The organism is Streptomyces manipurensis (assembly GCF_049570255.1).
In the GTDB taxonomy this organism is placed as follows: Bacteria; Actinomycetota; Actinomycetes; order Streptomycetales; family Streptomycetaceae; genus Streptomyces; species Streptomyces manipurensis.
Window position 1 is genome coordinate 2,014,611 of the sequence record NZ_CP186950.1, and the last position, 12,280, is coordinate 2,026,890.

The 12,280-nt window shown below is 75.0% G+C and carries 12 protein-coding genes; 5 read left to right on the plus strand and 7 right to left on the minus strand.

Annotated features, from left to right (window positions below; translation table 11 throughout):
* Positions 1-3: 3 nt before the first annotated feature.
* The 5 genes from ACPU2J_RS09285 to ACPU2J_RS09305 all read left to right on the plus strand — a co-directional run bounded on the left by ACPU2J_RS09285 (position 4) and on the right by ACPU2J_RS09305 (position 5,882).
* Complete coding sequence (locus tag ACPU2J_RS09285) at positions 4-1,149, plus strand: ADP-ribosylglycohydrolase family protein (RefSeq protein WP_420081087.1); 1,146 nt, start codon at positions 4-6, stop codon at positions 1,147-1,149.
* A gap of 230 nt (positions 1,150-1,379) precedes the next feature.
* Complete coding sequence (locus ACPU2J_RS09290; RefSeq protein WP_423834942.1) at positions 1,380-2,960, plus strand: ADP-ribosylglycohydrolase family protein; 1,581 nt, start codon at positions 1,380-1,382, stop codon at positions 2,958-2,960.
* The gene (rbsK, locus tag ACPU2J_RS09295) at positions 2,957-3,856 is read left to right on the plus strand and encodes a ribokinase (protein ID WP_420081085.1); all 900 of its coding nucleotides are present in this window, start codon (positions 2,957-2,959) and stop codon (positions 3,854-3,856) included. The genes ACPU2J_RS09290 and rbsK overlap by 4 nt, the downstream gene beginning before the upstream one ends.
* Entirely contained in the window at positions 3,853-5,070 is a 1,218-nt protein-coding gene (locus ACPU2J_RS09300) for a CaiB/BaiF CoA transferase family protein (RefSeq protein ID WP_365494003.1), read from the plus strand. Before rbsK ends, ACPU2J_RS09300 begins: the two co-directional genes overlap by 4 nt.
* Positions 5,067-5,882, plus strand: a complete 816-nt coding sequence (locus ACPU2J_RS09305) for an HpcH/HpaI aldolase/citrate lyase family protein (protein ID WP_365494006.1) — start codon at positions 5,067-5,069, stop codon at positions 5,880-5,882. Before ACPU2J_RS09300 ends, ACPU2J_RS09305 begins: the two co-directional genes overlap by 4 nt.
* Before the next feature lie 81 nt (positions 5,883-5,963).
* Here the strand turns inward: ACPU2J_RS09305 and lgt are convergent, their stop codons facing one another.
* From lgt to ACPU2J_RS09340, 7 genes are all read right to left on the minus strand, one after another.
* Positions 5,964-7,043, minus strand: coding sequence for a prolipoprotein diacylglyceryl transferase (gene lgt / locus ACPU2J_RS09310; protein ID WP_420082462.1), 1,080 nt, complete (start codon positions 7,041-7,043; stop codon positions 5,964-5,966).
* Between the two features lie 88 nt (positions 7,044-7,131).
* Positions 7,132-8,115 (minus strand): DsbA family protein, encoded by a 984-nt coding sequence (locus ACPU2J_RS09315; RefSeq protein ID WP_423833065.1) that lies wholly within the window; start codon positions 8,113-8,115, stop codon positions 7,132-7,134.
* A gap of 95 nt (positions 8,116-8,210) precedes the next feature.
* Positions 8,211-9,038 carry a tryptophan synthase subunit alpha gene (trpA, locus tag ACPU2J_RS09320; RefSeq protein WP_389076233.1) on the minus strand — a complete coding sequence of 276 codons (828 nt, stop codon included), beginning with the start codon at positions 9,036-9,038 and terminating at the stop codon, positions 8,211-8,213.
* Complete coding sequence (gene trpB, locus ACPU2J_RS09325; RefSeq protein ID WP_361605455.1) at positions 9,035-10,306, minus strand: tryptophan synthase subunit beta; 1,272 nt, start codon at positions 10,304-10,306, stop codon at positions 9,035-9,037. The genes trpA and trpB overlap by 4 nt, the downstream gene beginning before the upstream one ends.
* Positions 10,307-10,511: 205 nt before the next feature.
* On the minus strand, positions 10,512-10,736 hold the full coding sequence (gene trpM, locus ACPU2J_RS09330; protein ID WP_420081081.1) for a tryptophan biosynthesis modulator TrpM: 225 nt from the start codon (positions 10,734-10,736) through the stop codon (positions 10,512-10,514).
* 9 nt (positions 10,737-10,745) lie between these two features.
* Positions 10,746-11,555, minus strand: a complete 810-nt coding sequence (trpC, locus tag ACPU2J_RS09335) for an indole-3-glycerol phosphate synthase TrpC (protein ID WP_030032547.1) — start codon at positions 11,553-11,555, stop codon at positions 10,746-10,748.
* A 172-nt stretch (positions 11,556-11,727) separates the two neighbouring features.
* Positions 11,728-12,240 (minus strand): DUF2752 domain-containing protein, encoded by a 513-nt coding sequence (locus tag ACPU2J_RS09340; protein WP_420081080.1) that lies wholly within the window; start codon positions 12,238-12,240, stop codon positions 11,728-11,730.
* Positions 12,241-12,280: the final 40 nt, after the last annotated feature.

The following is a 12,280-nucleotide window of genomic DNA, read 5'->3' on the forward strand; positions in this document are numbered from 1 at the left end:
GACATGACGCTCACTCTGGAGGACCGGGCGGCCGGCTGCCTGATCGGAGCCGCCGTCGGCGACGCGCTCGGCGGCCCGGTGGAGGGCTGGACCCCGGACCAGATCCTCGAACGGCACGGCGGCCGCGTCCACGGCATCGTCGGGCCCTGGCACGAGAACTGGCGCACCGCCCGCCCCATCGCCCCCTACCACAAGGGCGACGGGCACGTCACGGACGACACCCTGATGACGCACGCCCTGGTCCGCGTCTACGGCACCGTCCGGGACCACCTCGACGCCCACGCCCTCGCCGAGCACCTGGTGCCCGACCTGATGGGCACGCCCCGCTGGATCCCCGAACTGGAGGCGGAGGCACTGCCGTTGCAGCGGATCTTCCTCGCGGAGAAGTGGATGGTGACCCGGCTGCACTACGCGCACGCCGATCCGCGGGAGGCCGGCAACGGCAACATCGTCAACTGCGGTGCCGCGATGTACATGGCGCCCGTCGGCATCGTCAACGCGGGCAACCCGGCCGGGGCCTACGCCGAGGCCGTCGACGTCTCCGGGGCGCACCAGTCCTCGTACGGGCGGGAGGCCGCCGGCGTGTTCGCGGCCGCGGTGGCCGCGGCGTGCACGCCGGGAGCCACGGCGGCCTCGGTCGTGGAGACGGCCCTGTCCCTCGCCAAGGACGGCACCCGCGCCGCGATCGCCGCCGTCCGCGAAGTCGCCGCGGAGCACCGGGACTTCGAGTCGGCGCTCGCACCGCTGCGGGCGGCGGTGGCCCCGTACGACTCGGTCGGCCCCGACTACCGGACGCCCTCCCTCGACGCCCGCCGCCCCTCCCGGCTCCATGCCATCGAGGAACTGCCCGTCGCCCTGGGGATGCTGCTCGTCGCCGACGGCCGCTACGAGACGGCGGTTCTCGGATCCGTCAACTACGGCCGGGACTGCGACTCCATCGCCACCATGGCGGGCGCGATCGCCGGGGCGATGGGCGGCGAGGCGGCCGTACCGGCCGCCTGGGCCAAGCAGGTCGCCGAGGCCAGCCGCCTCGACCTGCACGCGCCGGCCGCGACGACGGCCGAGGTGGCCCGGGAGGTCTTCGCCCTGGACCGGGCCCGCCGCCGCGCCCACGAATCGGCGTTCACCGCGATCGCGGCCCTCCGGTGACCACGCCGCACTGCGACACCCCGCCCCCGCGGCCCCCCTCACCGGCCGGGACCCGGCCCGCGGACGCCGGCGGTGAGTCCGGGGCGCGGTCGTACGGGCGCCGGGCGGCGCCCGCGGCGGGACGGGAGCGCGGCCCCGCCCCGCGGGCCCGGACGACGGCGGCCGGCGGGCCGCTCGCGGGGGCGCAGCCCCCGGACGCCGTACGGCTCACCTGGGCGCAGCCCGAGGACCTGATCGGGCACGAGCTCCGCCAGGCGGCCGAGGACGGCCGGGACGCCGGTCCCGCGCTGCGGGCCTGGCTCGCGGCCGGGGGCCGCCCCGCCCCCGAGCGGGCCGGCGCCTCCGACGCCCCGGCACCGCCGCACCTGCGCGCGCTGGCGAGCCGGCTGCTGGACGAACTGGCCGCGCTCCCCTCCCCCGTCGCGCCCCACGAGCCGACCGCCTGGGCCGCCATCGTCGCCACCTGGCCCGCACCCCCCGGCCCCGGCCCGCTCGGCCCCACGGAACCGGGCACGGACCCCGGCCCGGGCGGCCCCACGGACCCCGGCACGGACCCCGGCGCGGGAGCCGGCGCCCCGGAGCCCGCCGCCCCCGGCCGGACCGCCGACGGCCGGCCCCCGCGCCCGGGCGGGACGCCGGCCACCCACCCGCGGAGGCCGGAGCCCGTGGCGGCCCACCGCCCGGCCGCAGGCCGCGACCCCCACCCCGACCCGCGTCCTGGCGGTGTGGCGGAGCCCCCGCCGCCCGTCGACGAGCGGCTGCGGGAGCGGCTGGAGGCCGCCTGGCTCGGGCGCGCCGTCGGCTGCCTGCTCGGCAAGCCCGTCGAGAAGCTGCCGCTGGACGGGATCCGGGCCCTCGCCCGCGCCGCCGGGAACTGGCCGCTCGACGACTGGTTCACCGCCCGCGGCGTCCCCCCGCGGCTGCTGGCCGCCCATCCCTGGAACCGCCGTTCCGCCCCCACCTCGCTCGCCGAGAACATCGACGGCATGCCCGAGGACGACGACCTCAACTACCCCCTCCTCGGCCTGCTCCTGCTGCGCCGCCACGGCAAGGGCTTCACCACCGCCGACGTGGCCCGGCTGTGGCTGGACGAGCTGCCCGCCGGCCGGACCTTCACCGCCGAGCGGATCGCCTACCGCAACCTCCTCCAAGGCCTGGAGCCCCCCGCGACGGCCACCCACCACAACCCCTTCCGGGAGTGGATCGGCGCCCTCATCCGCGCCGACGTCCACGGCTGGACCCGTCCCGGCGACCCGGTCGCCGCCGCGGCCCAGGCCCACCGGGACGCCACCTTGACCCACACCGGGAACGGCGTCTACGCCGCCCTCTTCGTCGCCGCCGCCACCGCCGAGGCCGCCGGCGGCCGGGCGGACGTGCACACCGCGCTGCGGGCCGGACTGGCCGTCGTACCGCCCGGCTCGCGGCTCGCCGAGGCCGTCCGCTTCGCGATCCGCACGGCCGCCGCCGAGACCGACTTCGACCTCGTCGTCGACCGGCTGCACGCCCGCTACGGCCACTACCACTGGGTCCACGCCGTCCCGAACACCGCCCTGATCGCCGCGGCGCTCACCCACGCCGACGGCGACTTCACCCGCTCCGTGTGCCGGGCCGTGTCCGGCGGCTGGGACACCGACTCCAACGGGGCCACCGCCGGCGCCCTCGCGGGACTGCTCGCCGGTTCCCCGGGCAGGATCCCGGCCCGCTGGACCGCGCCCCTCGGGAACCGCCTGTCCACCACCGTCGCCGGTTTCGACGGCACCGGCTTCGACACCCTCGCACAGCTCACCGCACAGGAGGCAGCCCGCTCATGACGGCCATCGCCGTGCTCGGCAGTACCAACATGGACCTCGTCGCCTACGTCGCCAAGGCCCCCCGCCTCGGGGAGACCGTCACCGGCCGCGCCTTCCGCACGGTCCCCGGCGGCAAGGGCGCCAACCAGGCCGTCGCCGCGGCCCGCTCCGGCGGGAGGGTGGTGATGATCGGCGCGGTCGGGGCCGACGAGTTCGGCGTACGGCTGCGCTCCGCGCTCACCGCGGCCGGGGTGGAGACCGCCGGCCTGCGCACCGTCGAGGGGTCCAGCGGCACGGCCCACATCACCGTGGACGACGAGGGCGGCAACAGCATCGTCGTCGTGCCCGGCGCCAACGCCGCCGTCACCGGGCTGGAGGCGGGGGACGAGGCCCGGATCGCCGCCGCCGGCACGCTCCTGCTCCAGCTGGAACTGCCGATGGCCGCGGTGGTCGCCGGGGCCCGTGCCGCCCGCGCGCACGGCGTGCGCACGGTGCTCACCCCGGCCCCCGCCCAGCCGCTGCCGGCGGCGCTGCTCGCCGCGACCGACCTGCTGGTGCCCAACGAGCACGAGGCGGCCGCCCTGACCGGGCTCACCGACCCGCACCAGGCCGCCGAGGCCCTGCTCGCCGACGTACCGGAGGTGGTGGTGACCCTCGGGGCGGCCGGGGTCCTCCACGCGGCACGCGGCCGGGAACCGCTGGCCGTGCCCGCGCCCCGGGTCCGGGCCGTGGACACCACCGCCGCCGGGGACACCTTCGTGGGCGCGCTCGCCGTGGCCCTGGGCGAGGGCCGGCCGATGCCCGAAGCCCTGCGCTGGGCCTCGGCGGCGGCCGCGCTCTCGGTGCAGCGGCACGGCGCGCAGGACTCGATGCCGACGCGTGCGGAGACCGAAGCGCTGGCCGGAGCCACCTCGTGACCCCCGCGGAGCCCCGGCACGGACGGGAAGGAGGCCCGCTGCGCGGGCTGCGGGTGCTGGATCTCGCCACCCTCTTCGCCGGTCCGCTCGCCGCCACCCTGCTCGGGGACTTCGGCGCCGAGGTCGTCAAGGTCGAGCACCCCGCCCTCCCCGACCCCTCCCGCGGCCACGGGCCCGCCAAGGACGGGATCGGCCTGTGGTGGAAGCTGCTCGGACGGAACAAGCGGACCGTGACCCTCGACCTGTCCACGCCCGGCGGCCGGGACACCCTGCTGCGCCTGGCCGCCACCGCCGACGTGGTCGTCGAGAACTTCCGCCCCGGCACGCTGGAGAAGTGGGGGCTGGGCTGGCCCGAGCTGTCCGCCGCCAATCCGCGCCTGGTGCTCGCCCGCGTCACCGCCTTCGGCCAGCAGGGCCCCTACGCCCACCGCCCCGGCTTCGGCACCCTCGCCGAGGCGATGAGCGGCTTCGCCGCGGTCACCGGGGAGCCGGACGGCCCGCCGACCCTGCCGCCCTTCGGGCTCGCCGACTCGATCGCCGCGCTGACCTGCGCGTACGCCGTGATGACGGCCCTCGCCGGGCGGGAGCGGACGGGGCACGGGCAGATCGTGGACCTGGCGATCATCGAGCCGATCCTGACCGTGCTCGGCCCGCAGCCGCTCTGGTACGACCAGCTCGGCCACGTCCAGGCCCGCTCGGGCAACCGTTCCGCGAACAACGCGCCCCGCAACACCTACCGCAGCGCCGACGGCCGCTGGCTGGCGGTGTCGGCCTCGGCCCTGTCCGTCGCCGAACGGGTCGTGCGGCTGGTGGGCCGGCCCGACCTGGCGCACGAGCCCTGGTTCGCCACCGGAACCGGGCGGGCCCGGCACGCGGACCTGCTGGACGACGCGGTCGGCGGCTGGATCGGCCGGCACAAGGCGGAGGAGGTCGTCGCCGCCTTCGAGGAGGCCGAGGCCGCCGTCGCGCCCGTCTACGACGTGCGGGACGTGATGACCGACCCCCAGTACGCGGCCCTGGACACCGTGACGGAGGTCGACGACCCGGAGCTGGGACCCCTGCGCATGCAGAACGTCCTCTTCCGGCTCTCCGAGACCCCCGGCGGGATCCGCTGGGCCGGCCGCCCGCACGGGGCCGACACCGACGAGGTGCTGACCGAGCTCGGCCTGACCGGCGCCGAGATCGCCGCGCTGCGCACCGAGGGAGCCCTGTGATCCTGACCTGGCTGTACGCGCCCGGCGACCGGCCCGAGGTCGTCGCCAAGGCCCTGCGCCGCGGGGCGGACGCGGTCATCGTGGACCTGGAGGACGCGGTGGCGGCCTGCCGCAAGGAGTACGCGCGCGCCGCCACCGCCGAGCTGCTCGCCGAGCGGCCCCCGGTCCCGGTGCACGTCCGCGTGAACGCCCTCGACTCCCCCTGGGGCGGCGCCGACCTCACCGCGCTCGGCGCCCTCACCGGCCTCGCCGGGCTCCGACTGCCGAAAATCAGCGCCCCCGAGCAGATCGCCGCCGTCGCCGGCCGCACCGGCGGGGTGAGCCTGTACGCCCTGCTGGAGTCGGCGCTGGGCGTGGAGCGCGCGTACGACATCGCCCGCGCGCATCCCGCCCTGCGCGGGCTGTCCCTGGGCGAGGCCGACCTGCGGGCCGACCTGGGCGTCAGCGCGGAGGAGGGGCTGGACTGGTGCCGGTCCCGGGTGGTCGTGGCGGCCCGCGCCGCCGGGCTCGCTCCCCCGGCGCAGTCGGTGTTCCCCGACATCCGGGACCTGGACGCGCTGGCCCTCTCCTGCGCGCGGGGCCGGTCGCTCGGCTTCCTGGGCCGGGCGGCCATCCACCCGCGCCAGCTGCCGGTGATCGAACGGTCCTACCTGCCCGGGCCGGAGGAGGTCGACGCGGCCGAGCAGGTCCTCAGCGCGGCCCGTGGCGCACCGGGCGCGCTGGCCCTGCCCGACGGCAGGTTCGTGGATCCGGCCGTGGTGGCGACCGCCCAGCGCACCCTGGCGCTGGCCGCGCGGGTCCCGGTGCACTGAGGCCGCGGCCCGGACGGAGACGCGTGAAGGGGGTGCCGCGGCCTGGGCGGCACCCCCTTCACGACGGCTGCGGTCGGCGCGTCAGCGCGTGCCCGGCTCCGGCGTCTTGTCCCCGGCCGGCTGCGCCGTGCCGAGGTCCTTGTTCGCGGGCTCGTCCTTGGTCAGCACGGACCCCGCCGCCGCGGGCTCGGCGAGGGCGGCACCGGCGGCAGCCTTGCCCTCCGGCTTCGCACCCTTGGTGTCCTTGACGTCCTTGACGTCCTGGGCACCCTTCGTGTCCGCGGCGTCCGTGGCGTCCTTCGCGGCGGGGTCCGCTCCGTCGGCCGCCTTCTTGCCGGCACCGCCGGGGGCGTCCGGCTCGACGACGGTCTCGCGGCCCGGCCGCAGCTTCGCGGAGAGCACGAAGTAGACCACCGCGGCGACGAAGACGACGATCGAGGTCCAGACGTTCAGACGCAGGCCCAGCACGTGGTGCGCCTCGTCGACGCGCATGTACTCGATCCAGCCGCGGCCGACGCAGTACGCCGCCACGTACAGGGCGAAGGCCCGTCCGTGTCCGAGCTTGAAGCGGCGGTCGGCCCAGATCACCAGGACGGCGACGCCGATGCACCACAGCGACTCGTACAGGAACGTCGGGTGGTAGGTGCCGGCGTCCCGGTTCGGTCCGGCGCTGATCTCGACCGCCCAGGGCAGGTCGGTGGCCCGGCCGTAGAGCTCCTGGTTGAACCAGTTGCCCCAGCGTCCGCAGGCCTGCGCCAGCGCGATGCCCGGGGCCAGGGCGTCCGCCCAGGCCGGCAGCGGGATGCCGCGCAGCCGGCAGCCGATCCAGGCGCCCACCGCGCCGAGCGCGATCGCGCCCCAGATCCCGAGGCCGCCCTCCCAGATCTTGAAGGCGTCGACCCAGTTGCGGCCCTCGCCGAAGTAGAGCTGGTAGTCGGTGATCACGTGGTAGAGACGCCCACCGACCAGACCGAAGGGCACCGCCCACACGGCGATGTCCGCGACCGTGCCCGGCTTGCCGCCGCGGGCGATCCAGCGCCTGTTGCCGAGCCAGACGGCGACGAAGACGCCGATGATGATGCAGAACGCGTAGCCGCGGAGCGGGATCGGTCCGAGATGGATCACGCCGGTCGACGGACTGGGGATGTAAGCAATGTCCATGGCAGACATGACGCTACCCTGCCGGGCGGTGCGTACCGCAACCCGCCCGGCAGGGTCGAAACCAAATCCACACATGGATCGGCTGAAGTCAGTCCCCCGAGGACCCGCCCGTGGAGCTGCGCGCCGTCCCCTCCGTGGCGGTGCGGGAGGCGGACGGGGAGGACTTCCCGTCCCCCCTGGACCCGCTCGCGGAGGACGTGGCCGAGGCGGAGGCCGAAGCGGAGGCGGAGGCGGACGGTGAGGCCTTCGCGGTCCCCTTGGCGCCGCCCGCCCCGCCGGAGCCCTTGGCCGCGGCCTCGACCTGCTCCTTGAGCTTCTGCGGGGTCAGCGGGTTGGCCTGGTCGGAGAAGATGTCCTTGCCGTCCAGCAGCACGGTCGGGGTGCCGCGGAAGTTCCCCTCACGGAACGCCTCCTGCGACTTGGCGACCCAGCTGTTGTGCGTGCCCTCCTCGACGCACGTGCGGAACGCGGGGGTGTCCAGGCCGTCGACCTTGGCCGCGAGCTCCAGCAGCTTGGCGTTCTTGCCGTAGGCGTCGTCGACCTCCTCCGGCTGGTTCTGGAAGAGGACGTCGTGGTACTCGGTGAACTTCCCGGCGTCCTGGGCGCAGGCCGCCGCGTTCGCGCCCTTGAGGGAGCCGCTGCCGCCCATGTTCCCGTCGATGAGCGTGACCAGGTGGTAGTCCACCTTGAGCAGGCCCTTGGCCTCCAGCTCGTGGATGGTGTCCCGGTAGTTGTCCTCGAAGGCCTTGCAGGCCGGGCAGCGGAAGTCCTCCCAGACGGTGAGGGTGGACCTGGCCTCCGGCTTGCCGGTCTGGATCGCTAGCGCGTCCTTGCCGGTGGCCCCGGAGGGGGCGACGACCGGCCCGCCCTTGGCGCTGCTGTCCTTGCCGGTGTTGGCCGCGATCACGCCGACGACGGTCGCCAGACCGAGGACGCCGACCACCGCCGCCGCCACGATGAGGGTCCGCCGGCGCTTGTCCCGGGTCTTCTGCCGCTCGCGCTCCGCTTGGAGTCGTTCCCGGGCCGATCGTTTCGTCGCATCGCGGTTCGCACCGTCGTTCTTGTCGCTCACGCTCCGCCAAACGAAGCAGGGAGGCACTCGCGTGCCTCCCTGCTCGCCATTCCACCCGATCGGACTACAGAACCCGATCGAGCGTCCGTTTTGTCTCAGCTCCTGCGTACGCCTTCCGCAAGCCCGCCCGCAAGCTCCCGTACGGCGTCCAGCCCGGACGGCAGGTCCGGGGCGTCCAGGAGCAGCTTCACGAAGGCCGAGCCGACGATCACACCGTCGGCGAAGGCGGCGACCTCCTTGGCCTGGGCCGCGTTGGAGACCCCGAGGCCCACGCAGACGGGCAGCTCGCTGGTGGCACGGGTCCGGCGGACCAGGTCGGCGGCCTGGTCGCCGACGGACTCGCGGGTGCCGGTGACGCCCATGAGGGAGGCCGCGTAGACGAAGCCGGAGCCGGCCGCGGTGATGGTGGCCAGCCGCTCGTCCTTGCTGCTCGGCGCCACGACGAAGACGGTCGCGAGACCGTGCTTCGCGGCGTGCTCGCGCCACAGCGCGGACTCCTGGACCGGCAGGTCGGGCAGGATGCAGCCGGCGCCGCCCGCCGCCGCCAGCTCGGCCGTGAACCGCTCGACGCCGTAGCGGTCGATCGGGTTCCAGTACGTCATCACCAGGATCGGCGCGCCGGTCGCCTCGTGGACCTCGCGCACGGTGCGGAGCACGTCGGCGATCTTGACGCCGCCGCGCAGGGCGATGTCGTCGGCGGTCTGGATGACCGGGCCGTCGAGGACGGGGTCGCTGTGCGGCAGGCCGATCTCGACGACGTCGGCGCCGCCCGCGAGGACCGCCTTGGCGGCCTCGATGCCGCCGTCGACGGTCGGGAAGCCGGCGGGGAGGTAGGCGACGAGGGCGGCCCGGTCCTCGGACCTGGCCTTGGCGAGGGTGGCGCTCAGCAGCTCGACGTTGCCGCGTCCGTGCGTGGAGCTCACTTGTCGTCCCCCTCGGAGAACTCGTTGTCGGCGACCTCGCCGTCGGTGTCGTACAGCCCGAAGTAGCGGGCCGCCGTGTCCATGTCCTTGTCGCCGCGGCCGGACAGGTTGACGACCAGCAGGCCGTCCTTGCCCAGCTCCTTGCCCAGGTCCAGGGCGCCGGCGAGGGCGTGCGCGGACTCGATCGCCGGGATGATGCCCTCGGTGCGGGAGAGCAGGCGCAGGGCCTGCATGGCCGCGTCGTCGGTGACGGCGCGGTACTCGCCGCGGCCGACGTCCTTGAGGTAGGAGTGCTCCGGGCCGATGCCCGGGTAGTCCAGACCGGCCGAGATGGAGTACGGCTCGGTGATCTGGCCCTCCTCGTCCTGGAGGACGTAGGAGCGGGAGCCGTGCAGGATGCCGGGCTCGCCCGCGGTGAGCGTGGCCGCGTGCTCGCCGGTCTCGACGCCGTGGCCGGCGGGCTCGAAGCCGACCAGGCGGACGCCGGCGTCCGGGATGAAGGCGTGGAAGAGGCCGATGGCGTTGGAGCCGCCGCCGACGCAGGCCGCGACGGCGTCGGGGAGCCGTCCGGCACGCTCCAGGATCTGGCGGCGGGCCTCGACGCCGATGACGCGGTGGAAGTCGCGGACCATCGCCGGGAAGGGGTGCGGGCCCGCGACCGTGCCGAAGAGGTAGTGGGTGCGGTCCACGTTGGCGACCCAGTCGCGGAACGCCTCGTTGATCGCGTCCTTGAGCGTCCGGGAGCCGGACTTCACGGCGATGACCTCGGCGCCCAGCATGCGCATGCGGGCGACGTTGAGGGCCTGGCGCTGGGTGTCGATCTCGCCCATGTAGATGGTGCACTCGAGGCCGAAGAGGGCGCAGGCGGTGGCGGTGGCCACGCCGTGCTGGCCCGCGCCGGTCTCGGCGATCACCCGGGTCTTGCCCATGCGCTTGGTGAGCAGCGCCTGGCCCAGCACGTTGTTGATCTTGTGCGAGCCGGTGTGGTTGAGGTCCTCGCGCTTGAGGAAGATCCGCGCGCCGCCCGCGTGCTCGGCGAAGCGGGGCACCTCGGTGAGGGCGCTGGGGCGGCCGGTGTAGTTGACCATCAGGTCGCCCAGCTCGGCCGCGAAGGCGGGGTCGCCCTTGGCCTTCTCGTACTCGACGGCGACCTCGTCCACGGCGGCGACCAGCGCCTCCGGGATGAACTTGCCGCCGAAGTCGCCGAAGTAACCCTCGGCGTTGGGGACGTGACCCTCCGGGTCCGGAATGAAGAACTCGCTGGACATGTCCAGTGCTCCTACGGGTGCGAGATGCGGCGGGTTGGATTCACCGTATGGCGCCGCCCGCGCCCGTGCGCGCACATCCCGCAGGGGGATGTCGTGCGTACGGTACGGAGCGGCCCGCTCCCGGAGCCGGACGGCCCGGGCAGCGGACCGTACGGGACCGCCCCACGGCACGGTACGTCTCGCGTACCGGGCCGGGCAGCCCTCGTTACGGCGCGCCTCCCGGGCGCCATCGCATCCCGTTGACCTGGCCGGGCTCGGAGCCGATCACGTACCGGACCCGGCGACCGTGGACGCGCCGGGCCGGGGCGCGGCAGCCGCGGGGGCGGCAACCGCGCGCCAGGGGCGCGTACGCCGTCGGCACGCCGCCCTGGCCGCGGCGGGGTGCCGGCGGCGCGGGCTGCGTGCGGACGCAGGGTCGGTCGGGGGTCATGGGGACGGGTCAGCTCCGCCCGTGGCGCAGGGCGGGGTGGGCCCCGGCGGCGACGAGGTCGGCGACGGCCGCCTTCGGGTCGCGGCCGGTCACCAGGGACTCGCCGACGAGGACGGCGTCGGCGCCCTCGTTCGCGTAGGCGATCAGGTCGTGCGGTCCGCGGATGCCGGACTCGGCGACCTTCACGATGTGGGGCGGGATCTCCCCGACGACGCGCTCGAAGGTGGAGCGGTCGACCTTGAGGTCCTTGAGGTTGCGGGCGTTCACGCCGATGATCTTCGCGCCGGCGGCGACCGCGCGCTCCACCTCCTCCTCGTCGTGGACCTCGACGAGCGGGGTCAGACCGATGGACTCGGCCCGCTCGATGAGGGAGACGAGGGCCTCCTGCTCCAGGGCCGCGACGATCAGCAGCGCGAGGTCGGCGCCGTAGGCGCGGGCCTCCCACAGCTGGTACGCCGTGACGATGAAGTCCTTGCGGAGGATAGGGATGTCCACGCGGGCGCGGACGGCCTCCAGGTCCGCGAGCGAGCCGCCGAAGCGGCGCTGCTCGGTGAGGACGGAGATGACAGCCGCACCGCCGGCCTCGTAGTCGGCGGCGAGCCCGGCCGGATCCGCGATCGCGGCCAGCGCGCCCTTGGACGGGCTGGAGCGCTTGACCTCGCAGATCACCTTGACGCCGTCGCCGCGCAGGGCCGCGACGCCGTCCTTGGCCTGGGGCGCCTTGGCGGCACGCTCCTTGAGCTCGTCGAGGCTCACGCGGGCCTGCCGTTCGGCAAGGTCTTCGCGGACCCCTTCGATGATCTCGTCGAGCACACTCACGCGAGCGGCCCCCTTCCGGGTCGATGACGGTCGGCCGCCCTGCAGACACGTACAACTGCAAGGTCAGCACTCAAATGGTATCCGCCCGGGGCGTCGCCCTCCGCACCCGGTTGACGGCGTCCCAGTAACTGGACATGCGGAATACGGGCTTCTTACGGGCCCCGCAGCGGGATCAGGGCGCCAGCGCGGAGCCGAAAGAGAGATTTCGGACAACGGCGAAAACCAGTACCACGGCGCCCAGGGCCCACCAGTAGGCAGGACGCAGCACGACCCTCGGCACGGGTCCGCCGCGCAAGGCCCGAACCAGCCAGACGGCCATGAAACCCGCGAAGACGAAGTAGCCGACGACGGCCAGCGCATTCGACCCGAAAGCAGCGGCCAGATCGCCGTGGGCGAACGCGTGCGCACTGCGCAGACCACCGCAGCCCGGGCACAGCACGCCCGTCAGCCGCAGCAGCGGGCAGACCGGGTAGTGGCCGGGCTCGTTCGGGTCCACGGTGCCCACGTAGGCGAAGGCGGCGACGGCACCGGCCACGTACAGCACGGGGGCGGCCAGCCGCCTCGCCCGGGACGGCGCGGGCGCCGCCGCCTGCGTCGGCACGGGGGCCGTGGGCCGTCCGGGGGGCGTCACCGGACGGGCGTCGGGGGTACGGGGGGCGTCCACCCGCTGATTCTCTCCGCTCATGACAAAAGGCGCAGCCCGGCGGGGCCACGCCTTTCGGCTG

Bases quoted from the DNA above. Each gene is read 5' to 3' on its own strand.
- ACPU2J_RS09285 (WP_420081087.1), top strand. From the start codon at position 4: ATGACGCTCACTCTGGAGGACCGGGCGGCCGGCTGCCTGATCGGAGCC.
- rbsK (WP_420081085.1), top strand. From the start codon at position 2,957: ATGACGGCCATCGCCGTGCTCGGCAGTACCAACATGGACCTCGTCGCC.
- lgt (WP_420082462.1), bottom strand. From the start codon at position 7,043: ATGGACATTGCTTACATCCCCAGTCCGTCGACCGGCGTGATCCATCTC.
- trpB (WP_361605455.1), bottom strand. From the start codon at position 10,306: ATGTCCAGCGAGTTCTTCATTCCGGACCCGGAGGGTCACGTCCCCAAC.
- trpM (WP_420081081.1), bottom strand. From the start codon at position 10,736: ATGACCCCCGACCGACCCTGCGTCCGCACGCAGCCCGCGCCGCCGGCA.
- ACPU2J_RS09340 (WP_420081080.1), bottom strand. From the start codon at position 12,240: ATGAGCGGAGAGAATCAGCGGGTGGACGCCCCCCGTACCCCCGACGCC.